This is a genomic window from Microlunatus parietis, from assembly GCF_013407955.1.
In the GTDB taxonomy this organism is placed as follows: Bacteria; Actinomycetota; Actinomycetes; order Propionibacteriales; family Propionibacteriaceae; genus Microlunatus; species Microlunatus parietis.
In genome coordinates this window covers 7,206,009-7,226,904 of record NZ_JACCBU010000001.1, presented here as the reverse complement: position 1 = coordinate 7,226,904, position 20,896 = coordinate 7,206,009, and the positions used below count along the sequence as shown (strand labels likewise).

Genomic DNA, 20,896 nt, shown 5'->3' with positions numbered 1-20,896 from the left:
CGCGACTGACCGGCGGATTCTCACTTAGGATCGGCCGACGTGGGATCCGGAATCGAGGAAGAGCCGCTAGCCGGTGGCAACGTCGCCGACCAGGTGGTGCGGGTCGGCACGACGGTACGGAAGCCGGCCACCCCGGCCACGCCCGCCGTGCACGCTCTGCTCCGCCACCTGTGCGGCCGCGGGCTGGACACGGTGCCGGAGCCGTACGGGCTGGACGAGCAGGGCCGCCAGGTCGTGGAGTACGTGCCCGGGCGGCTCGCGCATGATCATCCGCCGCTGGACCTCGACGGGCTGTGCCGGGTCGGCCGGATGATCAAGGATCTGCACGACGCTGTCGACTCCTTTACCGCACCGGCGGACGCGATTTGGGACGTGGCGATCCCGCCGGACCGGGAGGACCTGATCTGCCATCATGATCTTGCTCCGTGGAACCTGGTCCAGGACGGTGACCGTTGGGTCTTCATCGACTGGGACGGCGCCGGGCCTGGCTCGCGGCTGTGGGATCTCGGCTATGCCGCGCACGGCTTCGTGGTGATCGTGGCGGGGAACGACCCGGTCGTCGACGGCGAGCGGTTGGCCGCCCTGGTCGACGGCTACGGCCTCGACACCGCCGGGCGGGAACGGCTGCCGCGAGCCATGATCGATCACACCCGGGGCATGGAACGGCTCTTGATCGACGGCCACCGGACCGGCGCCCAGCCGTGGGCCAGGCTCTACGCCGAAGGCCACGCCGATCACTGGGGACCCGCCGCCGACTACCTGGAGGAAAATCATGATCATTGGTTGTCCGTCCTCCTCTAGGATCCGTTCCCATGGAGCCGCGGCCGTTCGTACCGGATGATTTCGAGCCACCGACCTCGCTGACCACGGAACGGTTCCGGCTCGAACCGCTCGGCGAGCAGCACAACGCGTCCGACCACGCGGCGTGGACATCGAGCATCGAGCACATTCGCGCCACGGCCGGCTATCCGGACGGCTCCTGGCCGCCTCCGCACGGGATGTCGCTGGAGGACAACGCCCGCGACCTGCGCCGGCACGCGGCCGATTTCGCGGCCCGCAAGGGTTTCACGTTCACCGTCCTGGACCCCGGCAGCGGCGACGTGATCGGTTGCGTCTACCTCTATCCGGCCGACCGCGAGGGCTACGACGTGTCGGTGCAGTCCTGGGTCCGGGCCGACCGGGCCGATCTCGACGGACCGCTGGCCGACGCTGTGGCTGCCTGGCTCGAGGCCGACTGGCCCTGGCGGCGACCGGACCGTTACGGCCGCTGAACCGTTGGTATCCTGAGGTTTCCGCCGCGGATCCCGCGGCCCGTCGATGGCCCCGATGCGCCGCGAAGCATCGATGATCATGAACGATTCCCTGGTCCGGAAGGGTCTTCCGGCTCACCCATGACGGCGCGGCGGATCCGCGTCCGCACCCGTACCGATCTTCGGACGCAGCGCCGGCGCCGCTCCCACCGCTGCTGGGACCACCTGATCGCCGCACCCCTGTGGCCCAAGCACGGCGTCAATCTCGGCACCCTGCTGCGCACCTGCGACGCGGTCGGCGCCTGCCTGGCCGTACCCAGGTTGCCCTGGGTCCCGGAGGCCCTGGAGAAGGGCAACACGCTGCGCCGGCCCAGCTGTGTGCACTGGACGCCCCGCGATCCGTCGGCCTGGCTGGATCGCCAGCGTGACGAGGGCAGCCGGATCGTCGGCGTCGAGCTGACCGAGGAGTCGATCCGCCTCGGCGACCTGCCCGCCGCCCGCCAACGCACCGTGATGCTGCTCGGCCACGAGACCGATGGCCTGCCGCCGGTCGCCCTGGAGCGCCTGGACGAGGCGGTCGAGATCCCGATGATCGGCACCGGCCTCAGCCTGAACGTCGCCGTGGCCGGCTCCCTGGTCCTCTACCGCCTCGCCGGCCTCCTCTGAGAAACCGCCGACCGGTCACCAAAGCAGGCGTTTGGCCGGCGTGTCGCTGCAGTTGTGACCGGTCGATCACCCGTAGCGCAGGACGTTGAGCGCCGATCGGACGAGGGCGTCTCTGCGCTCGGGCTGACGGTCCTGAGGCGCTCCGAAGTCCACTGGCGCGTTGAGCGCGGCCCGCAGATCCCAAAAGGAGATGACGTGCCGGTCGAGCCGGACTCCGGTCGCATGCTGCCAACCGGCGAGGACCTCATCGGCGATCCCGGAAGCGTCGAGACCGACGTCGCGCGGATTGACGTGGAGGATCGCGTCGAATCTGGCGAGGCCGAGATCGATGCCGTTCGAACCAACCCTGGCCGCGTCCCAGTCGACCATGCCGATGAGGTGGTCGCCGATCCACATCGTGTTGCCGAGATGCAGGTCGCCGTGGACGAGGACCGTCTCGTCGACGGGACTCGGGATCCCATTCAGGTACGCTTCGGCAGCTTCGAGCAGTTCGGACCGGCCGCTCTTGGGCCGCACCAGGTCGGCATGAGCCGCGTCCCGGGTCAGTCCCGTCCTGGCGCAGTGCCGATCGAGCTGGGCTGACCGCTCGGCTTCGGTTGCTGTTTCGTAGGCCATCGCGCGGCGCCGTTCGCGTGCGGCCTGGTCGACATCGATGGGCTCCGCCATCAGCTCGAGGTCGCCGGTGGGGACGGCGCGAGCTGCCCGGAGCGAGGCGACCGTCGCACCGTAGTTCCGCAGTTGCTCGACTGTCCGAACTCTCGGGCTGCTGGAGCCGGGCAGGGTCGTGACCAGAGTGGCCGGGTCGCCGGCTTCCGTACCGTCGAGGTCTGCCGCGATGACCCGCGGCGCGGCCAGTCCATGCTGCTCGGCGAGCACGAGCGCTTGGACTTCCCGAGCGAACCCGTCGTGGCGTTGCCGTCCGATCGGCTCGGTACGGAGCACGACGTAGGTCGACCGCCTCGATCCTTCGAGGCGAAGGAGAAAGGGCGGTGAGGGCGACCAGCCGGGCAGCCGGATCACCGACGTCAGCCTGGTCCCAGGACCGACGGACCGGACCGCCCAGTCGACGACGGCTGCCTTGATCATGGCTCCATCTAGCCAGACCGATCCCGAATCGAGTAAGGGATTTAACCGGCCCGGCAGCCGGGAGTCCGGCAGCTACGGGCGCCACGGCTCCCCTCCCCTGACGCCGACCGGTCACAAGTGCAGCGACACGCCGCCCAAACGCCTGCTTTTGTGACTGGTCGGCGGGTTCTTTTAGGGGAGGTACGGGAGTTCGGTGATGCGGAGGCGGGCGGAGCCGTACGGGACGAGGTGCAGGGGTACGGAGTCCTGGCCCTCGACATCGCAGACCAGGGGTGGGGCGGCGGCGCTGTTGTGCTTCAGGCCCCAGTTGCGGACCAGCCGGCCGCGGGTGCGCAGCCGGACCGGAGCCTGCGTCGCCTGGAAGGGTTGGCGGCGGACGCCGGCCAGTTCGATCTCGAAGCCGGCGTCGGCGTCGAGCCCGTACTGCCACTGCGACGCGGGCAGGACCTTCCAGTCGCTGAAACGTTTCCGAGTCCGCAGTGGGCGCCAGTCCTCGGCGATCGGCAGCGCGTAGACGAGAGGGCCGCGGCGGACGGACACGGACGGCTCCTGGTGCCGCACCACCTCGACCTCCATCGGCAGGGACAGCTCCAGCCGGTCGCCGTCGCGCCATTCCCGTTCCAGCACGGCGAAACCGCGCTCGCGCCGGTCCAGGGCGACCGGCTCGCCGTTGATCGCCAAGGCCGGGGTCGCGCACCAGCCGGGGATCCGCAGCCGGAGGGCGAACCGGGCCGGCCGGTCCAGTTCGACGGCGAGGCCGACGCTCTCCCGGAACGGGTACTCCCCCGTCACCTCGAGGCCGAGCCGGGCCCCGTCCGCGACCTCGGTCTCGACCCGGCACGGTGCGTAGCCGACCGCGACCAGACCGCCTTGTTGATCACCGAGCCACAGGTGCGAGACCAGCTTCGGCCAGCCCTGGTGCAGGTTCGCCGTGCAGCAGCCGAAGTGGGGTTCCAGTCCGAACAGGTTGGCGTCCGGGCCGTTGCTCCACGGGCGGTCGGCGACCGTGCAGGAGATCTGGTTCGCCTGCTGGTCGTACTGGTGCGAGGTCCAGTCCGCCGAGATCGTCGCCGGCAGCGCGTTGAACGCGGCGAGCTCCAGCAGGTCGCCGAACTCCGCCTCGCCGAAGATCGACACCAGTTGTTCCATGCTGAACAGGTACTCGACCACGGCGCACAGTTCGAGGCCCTGGCTCGGGTGGGTGCCGCTCAGCCACTCGTCGCCGGAGAACAGGCCGTGCGCCTGTCCGTGGTACGTGCTCAGGGCGGCCAGTCCGGCCCGGACCGCGGCCAGCTCGGACCCGTCGCCGGTGATCAGGCTCTGGATCGCCGGCGCGCGCAGGCCCATGGCGACGTTGACGCCGTGCGACCGCGGATCCCACACGGTCACCTTGCGCCGGAACGGGAAGTCGGAGAGCGTCGCCGTCCAGTCCAGCGTCTGCTCCATGATCAACTCGGCCAGCCGTGGCCACCGCTCGTCGGGGGCCTGTCGCTGCAGCCACAGGATGCTCAGCACCAGGTCGGCTCCGCGAGCCCGGGCCCACGACTGCAGCGGACGGCCGGGCAGGTCGCGCTCCAGATGCTCGGCGTAGCGTTCCAGGAACGGCACCACTCGCGGGTCTCCGGTCGCCTCTGCGTACTGGGTGAGCACCTTGAGCATGATCATGAACTGCCACCAGTCGTGGCTCTGGTCCCGGCCACTGCTGGTCTCCATGCCGTACGGGCCGAAACTGCCGTCCGGCCGCTGGCTCGCCAGGGTCGCCTCGACCCAACGGTTGGCCTTGCCGATCAGGCGTTGGTCGTCCAGCAGGTACGCCAGCGGCAGCAGCCCGTCCAGGTAGTACGGCCCGCGTTCCCAGCCGTCGCCGGACCCGCCGAGCCACGCATTGTCCGGGCCGACGTCGGCCCAGTGCTCGTCCAGGTGCCCGGTCAGCCCGTCGGCCTGCAGCCGGAGTTGATCAAGGAGCCAGCCGCGCGGCCTGATCGTGCCGAGCGGGAGCGGTGCGAAAGCGTACGGCCTCGGGCTCGGCCCTTCGACAGGCTCAGGGAACGGCGTGGTCATGCCGCACGCTCCGCGATGATGATCACGAAGTTCGGCAGCTCGACGTACGCCTCGATGCCCTCGATCCCGGACTCGGCGGCGACCTCGGGGTCGAGGCCCGGCTCGATCATCTTCCGCAGCGTGCAGCCGGCGTCCATGATCGCGTTCAGGTAGGCGGACAGCGGCCGATGGAAGTCGGAGGCGTGCGGCCCAGGCACCTCGTACTCACTCAGGTAGCGGTCAACCCGGTAGGCGCCGTCGTTCTCCCGCCAGGTGGTCCACAGCTTCTCGAACGCGGGATGAACCAGGTTGATCACCAGCCGTCCGCCCGGCCGCAGCGACCGGACGCAGGTCTCCAACGCCGGCCGCCAGTCAGGGATCGCCATCAGCACCATGCTGCAGACCACGACGTCGAACCCCTGCTCCGCTTGATATTCGAGCAGACCGGTCTGATGGATGGTCAGGCCGAGGTGCTCGGTCTGCTCCCGTTCCCGGATCCGGTCGACCAGGGCCTGGGCCGGCTCGACCGCGGTCACCCTTGCTCCGGCGCGGGCCAAGATCCGGCTCAGATACCCGTCGCCGGCCCCGGCGTCGAGCACCGAGACTCCGGTCAGGTCGCCGAGCTCGGCCAGCAGGTACGGGTTGATCAGGTGGCGCTTGGCGAAGTCGCCGTCGTTCTCGTGACTACGGATCAGTTCTTCCGGAAGCACCGCCCAGCGGGCGATCGCGGCAACGTTGTCGGGGGTCTCGATCACGAGACACCAGTCTGTCAGCCCAGTCGTTCGGCCTCCAGCCGCCCCGGCCGACCCGCCGATGGGTGATCTCCAGCCAGCCGACGATGATCACGACCAAGATCACGAACGCGACCGTGCTGATCATGACGGCTCCAGCCGAACCGCCAACCAGCGCAGGAAGAACTGCACCAGTGGACCGATCGCGAGGGCGTACGCGACCGTACCTACCCCGACCGTTCCGCCGAGCACGAAGCCGATGATCAACACCACGACCTCGATCCCGGTCCGGATCAGCCGCAGGCTGCGGCCGGTCCGTGCGGCCAGCCCGGTCATCAGTCCGTCCCGCGGACCGGGTCCGAACTGGCTCCCGATGTAGGTCGCACCTGCCACGCCGTTCAGCACGATGCCGCCGGCCAGCAGCGCGATCCGAATCGGCCAGTCGGTCTGCGCCGGGATCAGCCACAGACCCAGGTCGACCGCGAGGCCGACCACGATCACGTTGGACAGCGTGCCGAGGCCGGGCCGCTGCCGCAGCGGCAGCCAGAGCAGCAGCACCAGGGCGCCGACGATGATGGTGATCGTGCCGAAGCTGACCGGGAGCCAGCGGGACAGACCCTGGGCCAGCACGTCCCACGGCGGCAGGCCGAGCTCGCCGCGCAGCATCATCGCCAGCGAGATGCCGTAGAGCACCAGGCCGAGGTAGAGCTGGGGCAGCCGGCGGCCGAGCCTGCCGGCGCGGAGTTGCTGCAGCGGTCCGAGAGTCGTGACGGGAGACGTTGCGGGCACACACCGAAGTCTGTCCGCGATTGGTTGGCCGAAACAGGGCCAATTGGGAACAAGTGGCTCGATTGCTCTACCTTGACCAGTCCGCTTAGGCTGCCGGCATGGCGACCAGATGGATCTCTGCCTCCAGAGTGGCCCGACTCCTCGGCGACACCGGATGGGCCTCACCGGCCTACCAGGACCTCGCCGAACGGCTCCGGCTGCTCATCGTCGACGGCCGGATCGGCCACGGCTCCCGGCTGCCGAGCGAACGCGACCTGGCCGCCGAGCTCGGCCTGAGCCGGTCCACCGTCGCCGCCGGGTACGCCGAGCTGCGCGACCGGGGCTTCGCCGAGGCCCGCCGTGGGTCCGGCAACTACGCGATCGCCGGCGCCGCCGGGTCCGCCGGGCTGCTCGGTACCGAGGGCCCCACGGACGGCCTGATCGAGTTCAACCGCGCGGCACCGCAGGCCACGCCGGGCCTGCTGCTCGCGTACGAGCGAACGATCGAGCAACTGGCCGGCCTGCTCGGCAGCACCGGGTACGAGCCGCAAGGGGTCCCGGCCCTGCGCGAGGCGATCGCGGACAGGTTCGCCCAACGCGGGCTGCCGACCGATCCCGACCAGATCCTGGTCACCTCCGGGGCGCTGTCGGCGCTGGCCGTGCTGGCCCGCTGCCTGCTCTCCCGCGGCGACCGGGTGCTGGTCGACGCGCCCACGTATCCGAACGCCATGGACGCGTTCCGGCAGCACGGCGCCCGGCTGGTCGCCCAGCCGCTCGGCGGTGACGGCTGGGACCCGGCGGCGACCGAGCTGCTGGTCCGCCAGACCTCACCGCGGCTGGCGTACCTGGTGCCCGAGTTCCACAACCCCACCGGCTGGCTGATGCCCGAGGCGGTTCGGGCCGCCCTGCGGGAGGGATTCCGGACCCAGCGGGTGACCATGATCATCGACGAGACGATGGTCGAGCTCGCGCTCGACGACCCAGCCGCGATGCCGCCGCCGATGGCCGTCGGCGCGGCGGACGCGATCACGGTCGGCTCGGCCAGCAAGGCGTTCTGGGGCGGGCTGCGGGTCGGCTGGATCCGGGCGCCGCGCTCACTGATCCGGCCGCTGGTGCAGAGCCGGGTCGCACTCGATCTCGGCACCGCCCCGCTGGAGCAGCACGTCACCGCGGGCCTGCTGCGCGACTCGGCGACCCTGCTGGAACTGCAGCGGGACCGGCTCACCGAGCAGCGGGACCGGCTGATCGCCGAACTTGCGGAACGGCTGCCCGGCTGGACCTGCGAGCGGCCGGCCGGTGGGCTCTCGCTCTGGATCACGCTGCCCCGCGAAGTCTCCTCCCGGCTGGCCGGCAACGCCGACCGCTACGGCCTGCAGCTCACGCCGGGCGGTCAGTTCTTCCCGGACGGCGGCGGCGAGCGGATGCTCCGGCTGCCGTACACGCTGCCGGTCGAGGCCCTGACCGTCGCCGTCGACCGGCTCGCCGAGTTGTGGGCCGACGTCGGCTCCGGACCGATCAGCCCCAGCCGACTCTCCCTGACCGCCTGACCACAACGTTCCCTGAGCTTGTCGAAGGGCAAGGCACATCTGACCTGGCCCCCTTCGACAGGCTCAGGACATGCTTCGACAGGCTCAGGGCATGTTTGTCGATCAGGAGCCGGCAGCCTTGGCGGCGGCCTTCTTCTCCTTCTTGTAGCTGCGCACCTTGAGCAGGGACTCCGGATCCACCACGTCGGCCACCGAGCGGTAACCGTCCAGGGCGTAGTCGCCGGCGGCCTTCTCCCAGCCCTTCGGCTGTACCCCGGCCTGCTTGGCCAGCAGTGCGACGAAGATCTGCGCCTTCTGCTTGCCGAATCCGGGCAGCTTCTGGACCCGCTTCAGCAGGTCGGCGCCGTCCTTGGCCTCGGTCCAGATCCGGGATGCGTCGCCGTCGTACTCGTCGACGACGACCCGGGCCAGCTCGCGCAGCCGGGCCGACATGGCGCCGTGGAACCGGTGCACGGCGGGCGGCACCGCGCAGAGCGCGGCGAACTTCTCCGGATCGGCGTCGGCGATGGCGACCGGGTCGATCGAACCGAAGCGGTCCAGCACCTTCCACGGCCCGCGGAACGCGTGCTCCATCGGGTGTTGTTGATCAAGCATCATCCCGGCCAGCAGCGCGAACGGGGACTGATCGAGGACGGCGTCGGCTTCGGCGAGCCCGGTGATCTGGTACGACATGCGCCCATCCTCTCGCATCCCACCGACAGCGCCCCGATGTGAGTTGCGTCACAGACGTCGTGCATTCGTGGCAGCACCCGTGATTGGCTCGCGGAGCGCGCAAGAAATCCCTTGATCGACACCGCCCGACCCGGGTTAACCTGGGCCCGCCTGAACAAGGCCCGGGCGGAGCGATCCGCCGAGTTCCGTAACGAACGAAGGGTCTTGCCATGCTCAGGCTCCCCCATTCCTTTCTCCCGCTGCTGCGCCACGTCCGGCTCCTGTGGCACGCCGCACCCGGCCTCTCGCTGGTCTGCTTCGCCCTCTCGGCGCTCCAGGCCGTCGCAGCCGTCGCCGCGATGATCAGCTCCGGCCGCCTGATCGGCGCCCTCGCCGACGTCGTCGCCGGGGTCGGGTCGCCGGTGGCGGTCTGGACCTGGCTGGTCGCGACGGCGGCGGCTCTGGTCGCCGGTCCGCTGCTGGCGGCGGTCTCCGGCGGGGTCGAGGAGGTCACCGGGGCGCGCTACCTGAGCGCGTACCAGGATCTGCTGCTGGACACGGCGACGCGTCCGTACTCGCTGGCCGGGGTTCGCTCACCCGCCGGAGCCGAGGCTCTGGACCAGGCCGCGGGTGCGCTGCAGCACTGGCTGTTCCTGCGTGGTGTCGGCGGCCTCTGGGGAGTGATCACGGCGCGGTTCTCCGGCGTCGGGGCGCTGGTGATCGTCGCCGGCTGGCGGTGGTGGGTCGCCCTCGTCCTGCTGGTCGGCTGGCTGATCCTGTCCCGGACGACCGCGCGCTGGCGTTCCGTGCTGATGGACGACGCGGGCTCGATCCCGCTGCGGCACCGGGCCCCTCCTATCTGCAGCGGGTGGTCGTCGAAAGATCATCGGCGAAGGAGGTACGGCTGGTCGGGCTGGCCGACTGGCTCGTCGACGGCTACGTGACGCTGCGGGACGCGATCATGATCGGCGTCGCGGCGAACCGGCGCCGGACCGTGCGGGGCACGATCGGATCGCTGGTCCTGCTGTTGCTGTTGCACGCCGGCGCGCTCGGCCTGTTGATCATGGACGTCGGCGGCGGTGCGGTCGGCGTGGCGTCGTTGGCCACCCTCGTGCAGGCCTTGCTGGGGCTGAGCGTGTTCGGGCGGCAGGACGACGACGAGACCTCACTGGACCGTACGGCCACCGAGCTGTCCCGGTTGATCGAGTTCCGGACCACGCTGGGATTACCGTTTCCCCAGCCGGCTCCGGACGAGCGTGATCACCTCGGCACCGGACGGACCGGTCCGGCGCGGATCGAGTTCCGCGGCGTCGGATTCGGCTACCCGGGCACGGATTCCCGCGTGCTCGAGGACCTGGAGTTGATCATCGAGCCGGGTGAGTGCGTCGCGATCGTCGGGCCGAACGGGGCCGGCAAGTCCACCCTGCTCGGGCTGCTCTGCGGGCTGTGGTCGCCCGACGCGGGCACGGTCCGGATCGACGGTCGCGACCCGACCGCCGATCCGGCGGCCCGGGCCCGGATCGCGCCGATCTTCCAACAGTTCCTCCGGTTGCCGCTCAGCGCGGCCGACAACCTCACCGCCGGCCATCGCTGGTTGCCCGGCACGGACTGGTCCCGGGCTGCCGAACGTGCCGGGGCCGACACGGTTCTCGCCGAGCTCCCCCGCGGGCCCGAGACCGTGTTGTCGGCCGAGTTCAGTGGCGGTACGAATCTCTCCGGTGGCCAGTGGCAGCGAATCGCGCTGGCGAGGGCTCTCACCGCGATCGAGGCCGGGGCCGGGCTGCTCGCGCTGGACGAACCGACCGCGGCGCTCGACGTCCGGGCCGAGGCGGCGCTGTTCGAGTCCGTACTCGATCAGCGGGGGCGCAGCACGACGTTGTTGATCACGCACCGGTTGTCCTCGGTACGGCACGCGGACCGGATCGTCGTCCTCGGTACGCCACCCGGCGCGTCCGGGGCACGGGTGATCGAAGCCGGCAGTCACGAGGAGCTGCTCCGGTCCGGCGGCAGCTATGCGCGGATGTTCGAGTTGCAGGCAGCGCGGTTCCGGGGTGAAGTGCGATGAGGTCTCTCGTCCGCGCGCTCCGGCTGCTCGTCTCGACATCGATCCGGGTCGCACCGGTGGCGTCCCTCGGCTGCCTCGCCGAGCCTGTCGGGGTCCTGGTCGCCCTGCTCCAGCCGTGGTCGCTCTCGCTGTTCATCGCGGGAGCCGCAGCTGCGAACCTGCAGTGGATGATCACCGCTGCCTCGGTGTTCGTCGCGCAGGTGGCTCTGACCCGGGTGCTGTTCATGATCGGGATGAGCTCGCGGATCAATCAGATGGAACGGGTCGGCGCGACGTTCGCGGCCGAGATCGCCCGGATCACCGCGACCATTCCGACCGTCGATCATCTGGACGATCCGCGCTACCTTGATCAACTGCAGCTGCTCCGGGAGCGTTCTGGCGCTGTCGGTCTGGCGATCAACACGATGCTCAACCAGCTGAGCTCCGTGGTCGGAGTGGTCGGCGTACTCGCACTGGCGGCCTCCGCAGATCCACGGATGCTGCTGGTCGCGCTCGCGGGCGTACCGACCGTGCTGGCCGGCCCGATCGCCGCCCGGTGGCGAGGCCGGGCGGAGGAGGCGAGCGCCGAGCCCGGCCGGCTGGCCCGCGCTCTGCTCCGGCTCGGCCTCGATCCGGAGCACTACGGCGAGGTCCGGGTGTTCCGGCTGGCCGACGGGTTGCGGTCCCGCCTTCGAGTGGCGAGCCGGGCCTGGCGGCGGCCGATGGTCGCCCTCGCCCGGCGCGAGGCCGGTCTGACCACGGTCGTCCAGGTGATCTTCTTCGGCGTCGCGGCCATCGTGCTCGGCCTACTGGTCCAGGACACGCTGACCGGCCGGGGCAACCTCGGCGACCTGACTCTGGCCCTGCTGCTGGTCACCCGGTTGCAGGGCGTCAGCGGCCAGCTGCGGTCCGTGATCAGTGAGGTCGCCGACATGACCCGAACCGCGGGCCGCTACCTCTGGCTCCTCGACGCGGCCGACGAGATCGCCGCCGAGCATCCCGGCCGGGCAGAGCCACCCGCCGACCCCGGACGCCTCGTCCTGAACGGGGTGGGCTATCGCTATCCGGGCGCGGACCGGGTCGCGCTGACCGGCGTCGATCTCGACCTCGCCCCCGGAACGGTGCTCGCCGTGGTCGGCGAGAACGGTGCCGGCAAGTCGACCCTGGTCGAGTTGATCACCGGTCTCCGTACCCCGTCGTCGGGAACGATCATGGTCGGCGGGGTCGCCCTGGCCGAACTGGACCTGGCGGCCTGGCGGATCCGGATCGGTGGCGCGTTCCAAGATCACGTCCGGTTCGAGTTGATCGTGTCCGAGGCGGTCGGGATCGGTGATCTGCCGCAGCGCGATGATCATCGGGCGGTACGGGCAGCGCTGGTCGCCGGTGCGGCCGAGCAGGTGGTGGACGCGTTGCCGGCCGGCCCTGCGACTCAACTCGGCTCGGCCTGGCCGGGCGGCGTCGACCTGTCCGGCGGCCAGTGGCAGCGGATCGCGATCGCCCGCGGCCTGATGCGCCCCGCTCCCCTGATCAGGGTCCTGGACGAGCCGACCGCCGCTCTGGATGCGATCACCGAGCACCAGCTGTTCGACCGCTATGCGGCGGCGGCCCGGGCCGGCCGGAACACCGGAACGATCACGATCCTGGTCACCCACCGGTTCTCCACCGTCGCGTCGGCCGACGTGATCGCCGTCCTGGACCACGGCCGCCTGATCGAGTACGGCAGCCACGCCGACCTGCTCGCCGCGGGCGGTCACTACGCCCACCTCTACGAGCTGCAGGCGCGCGGCTACCGGCCGTGATCACCAGGCGGCGGTAGCCTCCCGTCATGGAACCCCTTGCACCCAATCGGTGGCGCCGTCCGATCATGGTCGCCGTCGTTGCCGCGCTGATGGTGATCACGGGCTGCGGACCAGCGGAGCCAACGTCGCCGAGTGCCACTCCAGCCGTACGGGTGGCGACGTTCCGGGTCGCCGACAGCGAGACCTTCCGGGTCGAGCTGGCGACACCAGAACTCGTCGCGCACGCGGAGAAGCTGCTCGCCGGCGAGGACGTGGCGGCGATCCCGGTCGGCCGGGTGGTCCGTGGCGATCCCGGACCGAACGAGCCGTGGACCTGGCACCTCGACCCGGCCACCGTCGCGTTCGCGGACGCCACCACCGAGGTCTGCGACGGGCTGCCGTCCTACGTCGAGGACGAGACGATCACCAGCGACGACTACTGCCCCTGGTCGGCCAAGATCGTCTCGATCGAGTCATTTCCCGGGTGAGGTTTCACCACCACGTTCACGTCATCCGGATCAGATGTCGTCGGTGGTCTCGGCCAGTGTCTCGTGAAGCTCGTCCGCGAGTCCGGTGGTGTCCCGCCCAAGCCTGGTCAGCTCGCTCACCATCTCGGTCGCCGGAACCCAACTACCGCGCCGCCGCAGTGGAACGATCCTCGCGATCGGACGGTCGTCCCGCAGTACCTCGAACTCCTCCCCCGCCTCGACGCGGCGGAGGATGGCGGCCGTGTGCGCGCGGAGTTCGCTTGCCGGAATGACGGTCACACGGCAATCGTAGGATCCGAACGCGGCTGCTGCCGGCGTGGAGCCGGTCAGGGCCAGTGGGATCGCCGGGTCGGCTGCAGCCGGAGCCGAACGGCGTTCGGGGCGCCGGGGGCCGGCGCGCCCGTACCGACGGTGACCACCACGTCCGCCTCACGGACCGGCAGTCCCGGATAACCGTTCTCCGCGTGCAGCGTCTTGAACACAGCCAGCGGACGGAACCCCGGCGGATCCTCCGGCAGCCGTCCGGCCTCGCTGATCGCCACCTCCACCGACGGCCGCGACGCTCCATGATCATCGGCGCTTTCGTACACCTTGATCGGTTCCAACAGCAGGACGTCGTCGGAGTCGATCATGGTCGCATTCGCCGCGCGCGCATGCCTGGCCCACACTGGACCCTCGTAGAACCCTTGCAGGGCGGCGATCCGAGCTTCAAGATCACGGTAGCCGCGGAACCAGACGAAGCGGTCCTCGTCGCCCTCCTCGCGGAACAGCCCGAGCAGGCAGATGCCCAGCTCCTGCTGCGATTCCACGAATTCGCGCTCGAACAGCTCGATCAGCTCGTCCCGCCGGCCGGGCCGCAACAGGTAGCGGCGCAGTTCGACGACCCCGCACTCCGACGGCTCCATCAATCCGCCGTACGGGTGCTCGTCATGATCCAGTTCAGGTGCCAGGTGGCGCCGTCGTCGAACGAGAAGAACTGCTGCCAGCGCGCCGAGTCCGGGGTGATGTCGGACCAGACGTAGCGGACCAGCAACTCGACGCCGTTGACCACGTCGCGGCACTCGAACGTACCGACGCCGTCGACGAATCGGCCGACCACCGGCTCGTCCAGGACGCCGGGCCGCCCGGTCGACGCCCACCAGATCCGCCACAGCCCGGTCTCCGGCTCGAACAGCCGCAGCGTGAAGCCCTCGAGGCTGCCGCCGCCCGGCAGTTCGGGCACCCGCAGGGTGTCGCAGTTGCCGAGTCCGTTCAAGATCAACCGGACCTCGTCGGTCCCCTCGAACTCGATCCACTCGTCGCAGTCCGGATCGAGCGCGTCGGTGACCCGGCGGTGGTGCACGTGCCAGGTGCCGGCGAAGAAGTCGAAGTCGTGCCGGCCGTCGGCGATCGGCTCGGTGGCCGTGGTGTCAATGCTCATGGCGGAACTCTCGCAGCGATTCACTGCCATCTCCTGTCAGTGTATTCGCCGATACTGGTGCCATGCGTGCCAGCCGCCTCGTCAGTGCCCTGATGCTGCTGCAGGCACGGCGGACGATGACCGCCCGCGAGTTGGCCGCCGAACTCGAGGTCTCGGTGCGCACGGTCTACCGCGACATGGAATCGCTGCAACACTCCGGGGTGCCGATCTACGCCGACTCCGGCCGGTCCGGCGGCTACCGGCTGCTCGAGGGCTATCGCACCCGGCTCACCGGCCTCACCCACGACGAGGCGCAGGCGCTGTTCCTGACCGGGCTGCCGCAGGCCGCCGACCAGCTCGGGCTCGGTGCCGTGCTGGCCAGCGCGGAACGGAAGTTGCAGGCGGCGCTGCCGGCGGACTTGCGGCACCGGGCCGAGGAGGTACGGGAGCGGTTCCATCTCGACGCCCCCGGCTGGTACGCCGAGCGCGACGACCCGCCCTGCCTGGCCGAGGTCGCGGCGGCCGTCTGGCAGCAGCGCCGGATCACCGTGATCTACCGTCGCTGGCGGGAGCCGAGCGTGGTCCGGCGCACCCTGGAGCCGCTGGGCATGGTGCTCAAGGCCGGCCGCTGGTACGTGGTCGCCCGCTCGGCCGACGGTGGGCCGCCGCGGACGTACCGGGTCAATCAGGTGCTGGGTGTCGAAGGCACCGGCGACCCGTTCGAACGGCCCGCCGGCTTCGACCTGGCCGGCTACTGGCGGGCGCAACTGGAGGGCTTTCAGGAACGGCTGATCCAGGGCACGGCGACGGTCCGGCTGTCGCCCGCCGGACTGGAACGCAGCCGAGACGTCTGGAGCGACACCGCGTCGGCCTCGGTGACCGCGACCGCGAGCGAGCCCGACCTGGACGGTTGGATCACGGCCAGCCTGCCGATCGAGTCACTGACCCATGCCGAGACCGAGGTGCTCAAGCTCGGCGCCCAGGTCGAGGTGCTGGACCCGCCGGAGTTGCGCGAGCGGCTCAGCCGCACAGCCGTCGAGCTGGCCGCCCGCTACCACACCGACCCTCGAGCCCGTACCCGATCCTGAAGCGGATCCAGCCGCCACTTCCCCACACTTCTTGTCGCTTTACCCGAGTTACTTCCCGCGTAAAGCGACAGTTTTTCACGTAACGTGAAAAACTTGTGACCAGAGTGACGAGCTCCCGGACGCTCTTGATCAGATGTTGATCATGTGGCCGGCGATGCCGTGCGCGGCTTCCTTGATCGACTCCGACAGGGTCGGGTGGGCGTGGATGTTGCGGGCGACCTCTTCGGCGGTCAGGTCCCAGAGCTGGGCCAGGGTCAGTTCCGGCAGCAGCTCGGTGACCTCCGGGCCGACCAGGTGGGCGCCGAGCAGCTCGCCGTACTTGGCGTCGGCGACGATCTTGACGAAGCCGGTCGCGTCGCCGAGGCCCCAGGCCTTGCCGTTGGCCGCGAACGGGAACTTCGCCACCTTGACGTCGTACCCCTTCTCCTTGGCCTGTTCCTCGGTGTAGCCGAACGAGCCGATCTGCGGCTGGCAGTAGGTCGCCCGCGGGATGAAGTCGTAGTTGATCTCCTGGGTCGGCGCGCCGGCGATCGTCTCGGCGGCCACGATCCCCTGCGCCTCGGCGGTGTGCGCCAGCATCAGCTTCGCGGTGACGTCGCCGATCGCGTAGATGTGCGGCACGTTCGTCCGCATGAAGCCGTCGATGTCGATGGCGCCGCGCTCGGTCAGCTTCACGCCCGCGGCCTCGAGCCCGTAGCCCTCGGTGCGCGGCGCGAAACCGATCGCCTGCAGCACCTTGTCGGCCTCGAGCACCTGCCCCTCTCCCCCGGCGGCCGGCGACACCGACACCTTGACCTTGTCGCCGGAGTCGTCGATCGCGTCGACCTTGGTCGAGGTGAGCATGGTCACGCCGAGCTTCTTGTACGCCTTCGTCAGCTCGGCCGAGACGTCCTTGTCCTCCAGCGGGACGATCCGGTCCAGGTACTCGACGATGGTGACCTTGACCCCGTAGTTGCTCAGCACGTACGCGAACTCGACGCCGATCGCGCCGGCCCCGGCGATGATGATCGACTCCGGCAGCGTGTCGGTGAGGATCTGCTCCTCGTACGTGACGACCCGCTCGCTCAGCTTCGTGCCCGGCAGCAGCTTGGTGGTCGCGCCCGCGGCGATGATCATGTGGTCGAAGGTGACCGTCTGCGCTTCGCCGGAGTCACCTTGCACGGACAGGGTGTGATCGTCGACGAACGTGCCCCAGCCGTCGATCTCGGTGATCTTGTTCTTCTTCATCAGGAAGTGGACGCCCTTGCTCATCCGGTCCGAGACGGCCCGGCTGCGCTTGAACGCGGCCCCGAAGTCCATGCTGACCTCGCCGTTGATGCCGTACGTCGCCGCGTCCTTGGTCAGGATGTGCGCCAGCTCGGCGTTCCGCAGCAGCGCCTTGCTCGGGATGCAGCCGACGTTGAGACAGACCCCGCCCCAGTACTTCTTCTCGACGATGGCGGTGTTCAAGCCCAGCTGCGCCGCGCGGATCGCGGCCACGTATCCTCCGGGCCCGGCGCCCAGGACAACGACATCAAAGTGTGCGGTCATGGGGTAACTCTAGAAGTACGGCCACCGGCCCGACGCCGGGGTCACGCGGTGTGCGACACGCGACACGACGGGCCGACACGCCGTAACTCGACTTAACTCACATATGAGATATGGTGCACGACGTGACTGATACCTCACTGGACCGAATCGGCACCCTGATCCGTGACGCGCGCAAGCACCGCGGGCTGACGCAGACCCAGCTGGCCACCGTGCTGGGCACCAGTCAGAGCGCGATCCACCGGATCGAAGCCGGCAACCAGAACCTGAGTCTTGACATGGTGAGCCGGATTGCGGATGCTCTCGATTCTCCCCTCATCTCCGTCGGCGCCGGCCCGATGCACCTGCGGGTGACCGGCGGCGCGACGCTCAGCGGCAGCATCGACGTGCGCTCGTCCAAGAACGCCGCCGTCGCCCTGCTCTGCGCCAGCCTGCTGAACCAGGGCCGGACCACGATCCGCGGGATCGCCAGGATCGAAGAGGTCAACCGGATCCTCGAAGTCCTGACCAGCATCGGCGTCGAGGCCACCTGGTCGCCGGACCGGCAGGACCTGACCCTGGTCCGGCCGGCGCAGCTGGATCTCGCGTCGATGGACGTCGAGGCCGCGCGCCGGACCAGGAGCATCCTGATGTTCCTCGGCCCGCTGCTGCACCTGATGAACGAGTTCCAGCTGCCGTACGCCGGCGGTTGTGATCTTGGTGCCCGGACGATCGAGCCGCACCTGCAGGTCTTCCGGCAGTTCGGTCTCTCGGTGGTGCCGACCGACGGCTACTACCACTGCAAGGTCGATCCGAGCGTCGTCCCGACGCGGGCGATCGTGCTCACCCAGCGCAGCGACACCGGCACCGAGAACGCGTTGCTGGCCGCGGCACTGTTCCCCGGCGAGACCGTACTGCGCAATGCCAGCCCGAACTACATGGTGCAGGACCTCTGCGTCTTCCTGACCCACCTCGGTGTCGAGATCGACGGCATCGGCACCACCACGCTGCGGATCCGCGGCGTGGAGAGCATCAACCGCGACGTCGAGTACGCGCCGTCGGAGGACCCGATCGAGGCGATGAGCCTGCTCACGGCGGCCGTGGTGACGCAGTCCGAACTCACCATCCGGAGGGCGCCGATCGAGTTCCTCGAGATCGAGTTGTCGATCCTGACCGAGATGGGCCTGAAGTACACGCTCTCGCACGAGTACGTCGCCGCGAACGGGCACACCCGGCTGGTCGACCTGACCGTCCACCCGTCCGAGCTGAAGGCGCCGATCGACAGCATCCAGCCGATGCCGTTCCCGGGCCTCAACATCGACAACCTGCCGTTCTTCGCCGTGATCGCGGCGACCGCGCAGGGGTCGACGATCATCCACGACTGGGTGTACGACAACCGGGCGATCTACCTGACCGACCTGAACAAGCTCGGCGCCCAGGTGAAGCTGCTCGACCCGCACCGGGTCGAGGTGACCGGCCCGACCCGCTGGCGCGGCGCCGAGGTGATCTGCCCGCCCGCGCTCCGGCCGGCCATGTGCGTGCTGCTGACCATGCTCGCTGCGCGCGGCGAATCCCTGCTGCGCAACGTGTACGTGATCAATCGCGGTTACGAGGATCTGGCCAACCGGCTCAACGCGGTCGGCGCGAACATCCAGATCTACTACGACACGCACTGATCAACAATCGTTCCCTGAGCTTGTCGAAGGGCCTTGGAGTGGCCTGCCCCCTTCGACAGGCTCAGGACATGCTTCGACAGGCTCAGGGAACGTCGACCAGCAGGCTCAGGGAACGATGTCATCGTCGCGGTGGGTGGCGTAGAACTCGGCCTGCCGACGCATGATCACGCGCATCGAGGTGCCGCGGTCGACGCCGTACACGGTGCCGGGGAAGTCGAGTCCCGCCTGCACCGCCCACAGTTCGTCGTGCCGGTCGGGTGAGAACAGCTCGGCCGGGTCGCCGGCCGCGATCCAGCCGATCGGCACCGTGTTGCCCGGAGCCAGCCGCGAATTGACGTGCAGCACACTGTTGATCCGCAGCTCGGATCCCTGCCCGGCAACGGATCCGGGGAACAGTGACGCCCCGGTCGCGACGAACACCTCGTCCTCGATCACCGCGCCGTTGACGTGTGCGTGCGGACCGATCAGCACCGCGTCGCCGATCCGTACGGCATGATCACGACGGCCGCGGACCAGCGCGTTCTCCATGATCACCACGTCCTCGCCGACCGTGATCTCGCCGTCTTCGGCGGTCAGCACGGCACCGTGCAGCACCCGGCACCGCTCCCCCAAGATCACGGCCCCGCAGAGCACGGCGGTCGGCGCCAGGTAGGCCGACTCCGGGACCACGGGTCGGCGTCCTCGATGCTCGATCAGCACGGCTGTCACCTCCTCGTCAGTAGCGCGGCGTCGTCAGGTCACGCAGGGGATCGTGCGGCCAGAACGGATCCAGTTGCGGCGGCTGCGGTTGCTGCTTCGGGCGCGGGAACTGCAGGAACCAGGTCGCCACGCTGAAGATCATCGCGGCGAGCACCAGCGGCCAGAAGCCGTCGACGTGCAAAGGCAGGTTCGACCAGCCGCTGAGCCAGGACACCGCCCACAGCTTGACCGCGTTCCCGGCGACCCGCAGCAGCACGGTGACGAACGGGACCTGGACCCACAGCGTGATCAACTGCGACAGCAGTCCCAGCACGAGCACGGCCAACGCCTGCCGGAACCACGGTCCCGGAGCCAGGTCGAAGCCGGGAACGATCAGTACGGCCAGCGCGATGCCCACGGCCGGCAGCAGCAGCCGAACCAGCCACAGCGCGATCCGCCGCGGGGCCGGGCGCCGCTGCGGGAGCGCCTTGCGGACCGCCTCCACGATCAGGGCAGCGAGCACGGTGGGCCAGAACCCGTCGAGCTGCACCGGCAGCCCCACCGTCCGAGCGGCCGTCGTACCGAGCCAGAACGCGAGCGGCGCCACCACGAACGTGATCACCAGCTCGAGGGCGTAGCGCAGGCCCGACAGCAGCCACAGGACGCGGATCGGGCGAAAGAACTCCCAGTCGGTCTCCGCGCCGAAGGCCGTGTCGTCCTCGTCGCGGAGCAGGCGGGCGGCATGTCGTTCGAGTGGGCGCAGGGCGCGGCCGGCCAGCCAGGTGATGAACCCGATCATGATCGCGAACACGACCCCGGTGATCATGAAACCGAGGCCACGGAGCAACGGGCCCTCGCCCGTGCGGTACCCGGGCACCAGGTCGTCCGCAAGCCAGGCAGCCAGAGCAGCGACCGGGACCAGGATCAGCACCGCCGCCGCACGTCCCGCCATGATCAACACCCTAACCTCGCCGGCGGCGGTGATCACGTCCGGCGCCGTCTTCGTCCGCCAGCCGGTCAGATCTCCAGCCGTGGCCCGGGATTGAGCGCGATCGTGCCGTCGCTGTGGAGGTCGAAGCCGTGGAACGTGCCCGGCTCCAGCACGTTGCCAGCCAGGAACCGCAACACGGTGCCGTCCGGGTCGGTGACGTCGAGGTTGGCACCCCACTCGCCGCGGTCCTGGACCCCGCCGTGCGCGACGCCGAGCCCGTCGCACCGCGCAGCCAGAGCGTGCAGCGCGGCGAGGGATTCGGCCTCCAGCGCGAACGGGTCGAAGCCGGTCAGGTCCGGCCGGCTCGCGCTGTGGGCGCGCTCGCGCAACGCGATGCCGAAGGCACCGTCGGGGTCGACCAGCTGGACGCCGCGCAGCTCACCGTCCTCGGCGAACTCCGCGACCAGGTCGAGCTCGAGCAGCGACCGGTACCAGGCGACGCTGCGCGCGAGGTCGGTCACCGGCAGTTTGACGTGGCGGATCCGCCGCAATCCCAGGCCCATGGACCG

At 69.8% G+C, this 20,896-nt stretch carries 22 protein-coding genes; 10 read left to right on the top strand and 12 right to left on the bottom strand.

What is annotated here, in order from left to right; all coding sequences use genetic code 11:
- Positions 1 to 39 precede the first annotated feature (39 nt).
- The 3 genes from BKA15_RS34560 (at position 40) to BKA15_RS34550 (ending at position 1,916) form a co-directional block, all read left to right on the top strand.
- Entirely contained in the window at positions 40 to 801 is a 762-nt protein-coding gene (locus BKA15_RS34560) for a phosphotransferase (RefSeq protein ID WP_218871694.1), read from the top strand.
- 11 nt (positions 802 to 812) lie between these two features.
- On the top strand, positions 813 to 1,271 hold the full coding sequence (locus BKA15_RS34555) for a GNAT family N-acetyltransferase (protein ID WP_179758131.1): 459 nt from the start codon (positions 813 to 815) through the stop codon (positions 1,269 to 1,271).
- 120 nt (positions 1,272 to 1,391) lie between these two features.
- Positions 1,392 to 1,916: a TrmH family RNA methyltransferase gene (locus BKA15_RS34550; RefSeq protein ID WP_179758130.1), complete on the top strand. Its 525-nt coding sequence runs from the start codon at positions 1,392 to 1,394 to the stop codon at positions 1,914 to 1,916.
- Between the two features lie 66 nt (positions 1,917 to 1,982).
- Here the strand turns inward: BKA15_RS34550 and BKA15_RS34545 are convergent, their stop codons facing one another.
- From BKA15_RS34545 to yczE, 4 genes are all read right to left on the bottom strand, one after another.
- Entirely contained in the window at positions 1,983 to 3,002 is a 1,020-nt protein-coding gene (locus tag BKA15_RS34545; RefSeq protein WP_179758129.1) for a phosphotransferase family protein, read from the bottom strand.
- Positions 3,003 to 3,173: 171 nt separating this feature from the next.
- Complete coding sequence (locus BKA15_RS34540; protein ID WP_179758128.1) at positions 3,174 to 5,063, bottom strand: beta-L-arabinofuranosidase domain-containing protein; 1,890 nt, start codon at positions 5,061 to 5,063, stop codon at positions 3,174 to 3,176.
- Positions 5,060 to 5,797, bottom strand: coding sequence for a class I SAM-dependent methyltransferase (locus BKA15_RS34535; RefSeq protein WP_179758127.1), 738 nt, complete (start codon positions 5,795 to 5,797; stop codon positions 5,060 to 5,062). The genes BKA15_RS34540 and BKA15_RS34535 overlap by 4 nt, the downstream gene beginning before the upstream one ends.
- A gap of 120 nt (positions 5,798 to 5,917) precedes the next feature.
- Positions 5,918 to 6,562, bottom strand: a complete 645-nt coding sequence (gene yczE / locus BKA15_RS34530; RefSeq protein WP_179758126.1) for a membrane protein YczE — start codon at positions 6,560 to 6,562, stop codon at positions 5,918 to 5,920.
- Between the two features lie 98 nt (positions 6,563 to 6,660).
- Here yczE and yczR point away from each other — a divergent pair, with 98 nt between their 5' ends.
- Complete coding sequence (yczR, locus tag BKA15_RS34525; protein WP_179758125.1) at positions 6,661 to 8,088, top strand: MocR-like transcription factor YczR; 1,428 nt, start codon at positions 6,661 to 6,663, stop codon at positions 8,086 to 8,088.
- 102 nt (positions 8,089 to 8,190) lie between these two features.
- Here yczR and BKA15_RS34520 read toward each other — a convergent pair whose 3' ends face one another.
- Positions 8,191 to 8,760, bottom strand: a complete 570-nt coding sequence (locus BKA15_RS34520) for an HhH-GPD-type base excision DNA repair protein (protein ID WP_179758124.1) — start codon at positions 8,758 to 8,760, stop codon at positions 8,191 to 8,193.
- 209 nt (positions 8,761 to 8,969) lie between these two features.
- On the opposite strand from BKA15_RS34520, the gene BKA15_RS34515 reads away from it, so the two are divergent.
- Genes BKA15_RS34515 through BKA15_RS34500 form a run of 4 tightly spaced genes read left to right on the top strand, consistent with a single transcriptional unit; the run spans position 8,970 to position 13,049 of the window.
- Positions 8,970 to 9,683 (top strand): hypothetical protein, encoded by a 714-nt coding sequence (locus BKA15_RS34515; RefSeq protein ID WP_179758123.1) that lies wholly within the window; start codon positions 8,970 to 8,972, stop codon positions 9,681 to 9,683.
- Positions 9,608 to 10,804: an ATP-binding cassette domain-containing protein gene (locus tag BKA15_RS34510; RefSeq protein WP_179758122.1), complete on the top strand. Its 1,197-nt coding sequence runs from the start codon at positions 9,608 to 9,610 to the stop codon at positions 10,802 to 10,804. The genes BKA15_RS34515 and BKA15_RS34510 overlap by 76 nt, the downstream gene beginning before the upstream one ends.
- Positions 10,801 to 12,582 carry an ABC transporter ATP-binding protein gene (locus tag BKA15_RS34505; RefSeq protein ID WP_179758121.1) on the top strand — a complete coding sequence of 594 codons (1,782 nt, stop codon included), beginning with the start codon at positions 10,801 to 10,803 and terminating at the stop codon, positions 12,580 to 12,582. Before BKA15_RS34510 ends, BKA15_RS34505 begins: the two co-directional genes overlap by 4 nt.
- Positions 12,583 to 12,608: 26 nt before the next feature.
- Entirely contained in the window at positions 12,609 to 13,049 is a 441-nt protein-coding gene (locus tag BKA15_RS34500; protein WP_218871693.1) for a BP74-related protein, read from the top strand.
- 30 nt (positions 13,050 to 13,079) lie between these two features.
- Here BKA15_RS34500 and BKA15_RS34495 read toward each other — a convergent pair whose 3' ends face one another.
- The 3 genes from BKA15_RS34495 to BKA15_RS34485 are packed head-to-tail and all read right to left on the bottom strand — an operon-like array spanning position 13,080 to position 14,469.
- Positions 13,080 to 13,328 (bottom strand): type II toxin-antitoxin system Phd/YefM family antitoxin, encoded by a 249-nt coding sequence (locus BKA15_RS34495; protein ID WP_312879654.1) that lies wholly within the window; start codon positions 13,326 to 13,328, stop codon positions 13,080 to 13,082.
- Between the two features lie 47 nt (positions 13,329 to 13,375).
- Positions 13,376 to 13,954, bottom strand: a complete 579-nt coding sequence (locus tag BKA15_RS34490; protein WP_179758120.1) for an NIPSNAP family protein — start codon at positions 13,952 to 13,954, stop codon at positions 13,376 to 13,378.
- Positions 13,954 to 14,469 (bottom strand): hypothetical protein, encoded by a 516-nt coding sequence (locus BKA15_RS34485; protein WP_179758119.1) that lies wholly within the window; start codon positions 14,467 to 14,469, stop codon positions 13,954 to 13,956. The genes BKA15_RS34490 and BKA15_RS34485 overlap by 1 nt, the downstream gene beginning before the upstream one ends.
- A gap of 62 nt (positions 14,470 to 14,531) precedes the next feature.
- Between BKA15_RS34485 and BKA15_RS34480 the strand changes: the two genes are divergently transcribed.
- Positions 14,532 to 15,536, top strand: coding sequence for a helix-turn-helix transcriptional regulator (locus BKA15_RS34480; protein ID WP_179758118.1), 1,005 nt, complete (start codon positions 14,532 to 14,534; stop codon positions 15,534 to 15,536).
- Between the two features lie 129 nt (positions 15,537 to 15,665).
- Here the strand turns inward: BKA15_RS34480 and lpdA are convergent, their stop codons facing one another.
- Positions 15,666 to 17,066, bottom strand: coding sequence for a dihydrolipoyl dehydrogenase (gene lpdA / locus BKA15_RS34475; protein ID WP_179758117.1), 1,401 nt, complete (start codon positions 17,064 to 17,066; stop codon positions 15,666 to 15,668).
- A 122-nt stretch (positions 17,067 to 17,188) separates the two neighbouring features.
- On the opposite strand from lpdA, the gene BKA15_RS34470 reads away from it, so the two are divergent.
- Positions 17,189 to 18,718, top strand: a complete 1,530-nt coding sequence (locus tag BKA15_RS34470; RefSeq protein ID WP_179758116.1) for a helix-turn-helix domain-containing protein — start codon at positions 17,189 to 17,191, stop codon at positions 18,716 to 18,718.
- Positions 18,719 to 18,823: 105 nt separating this feature from the next.
- Here BKA15_RS34470 and BKA15_RS34465 read toward each other — a convergent pair whose 3' ends face one another.
- The 3 genes from BKA15_RS34465 to BKA15_RS34455 form a co-directional block, all read right to left on the bottom strand.
- Positions 18,824 to 19,417, bottom strand: coding sequence for a gamma carbonic anhydrase family protein (locus BKA15_RS34465; RefSeq protein ID WP_179758115.1), 594 nt, complete (start codon positions 19,415 to 19,417; stop codon positions 18,824 to 18,826).
- A 16-nt stretch (positions 19,418 to 19,433) separates the two neighbouring features.
- Positions 19,434 to 20,348 (bottom strand): phage holin family protein, encoded by a 915-nt coding sequence (locus BKA15_RS34460; protein ID WP_179758114.1) that lies wholly within the window; start codon positions 20,346 to 20,348, stop codon positions 19,434 to 19,436.
- Between the two features lie 65 nt (positions 20,349 to 20,413).
- Positions 20,414 to 20,890 carry a VOC family protein gene (locus BKA15_RS34455; RefSeq protein WP_179758113.1) on the bottom strand — a complete coding sequence of 159 codons (477 nt, stop codon included), beginning with the start codon at positions 20,888 to 20,890 and terminating at the stop codon, positions 20,414 to 20,416.
- Positions 20,891 to 20,896 lie beyond the last annotated feature (6 nt).

Coding starts and splice junctions, on each gene's coding strand:
- BKA15_RS34555 (WP_179758131.1), top strand. CDS start 813: ATGGAGCCGCGGCCGTTCGTACCGGATGATTTCGAGCCACCGACCTCG.
- BKA15_RS34550 (WP_179758130.1), top strand. CDS start 1,392: ATGACGGCGCGGCGGATCCGCGTCCGCACCCGTACCGATCTTCGGACG.
- BKA15_RS34545 (WP_179758129.1), bottom strand. CDS start 3,002: ATGATCAAGGCAGCCGTCGTCGACTGGGCGGTCCGGTCCGTCGGTCCT.
- BKA15_RS34540 (WP_179758128.1), bottom strand. CDS start 5,063: ATGACCACGCCGTTCCCTGAGCCTGTCGAAGGGCCGAGCCCGAGGCCG.
- yczR (WP_179758125.1), top strand. CDS start 6,661: ATGGCGACCAGATGGATCTCTGCCTCCAGAGTGGCCCGACTCCTCGGC.
- BKA15_RS34520 (WP_179758124.1), bottom strand. CDS start 8,760: ATGTCGTACCAGATCACCGGGCTCGCCGAAGCCGACGCCGTCCTCGAT.
- BKA15_RS34515 (WP_179758123.1), top strand. CDS start 8,970: ATGCTCAGGCTCCCCCATTCCTTTCTCCCGCTGCTGCGCCACGTCCGG.
- BKA15_RS34505 (WP_179758121.1), top strand. CDS start 10,801: ATGAGGTCTCTCGTCCGCGCGCTCCGGCTGCTCGTCTCGACATCGATC.
- BKA15_RS34500 (WP_218871693.1), top strand. CDS start 12,609: ATGGAACCCCTTGCACCCAATCGGTGGCGCCGTCCGATCATGGTCGCC.
- BKA15_RS34490 (WP_179758120.1), bottom strand. CDS start 13,954: ATGGAGCCGTCGGAGTGCGGGGTCGTCGAACTGCGCCGCTACCTGTTG.
- BKA15_RS34485 (WP_179758119.1), bottom strand. CDS start 14,469: ATGAGCATTGACACCACGGCCACCGAGCCGATCGCCGACGGCCGGCAC.
- BKA15_RS34480 (WP_179758118.1), top strand. CDS start 14,532: ATGCGTGCCAGCCGCCTCGTCAGTGCCCTGATGCTGCTGCAGGCACGG.
- lpdA (WP_179758117.1), bottom strand. CDS start 17,066: ATGACCGCACACTTTGATGTCGTTGTCCTGGGCGCCGGGCCCGGAGGA.
- BKA15_RS34460 (WP_179758114.1), bottom strand. CDS start 20,348: ATGGCGGGACGTGCGGCGGCGGTGCTGATCCTGGTCCCGGTCGCTGCT.
- BKA15_RS34455 (WP_179758113.1), bottom strand. CDS start 20,890: ATGGGCCTGGGATTGCGGCGGATCCGCCACGTCAAACTGCCGGTGACC.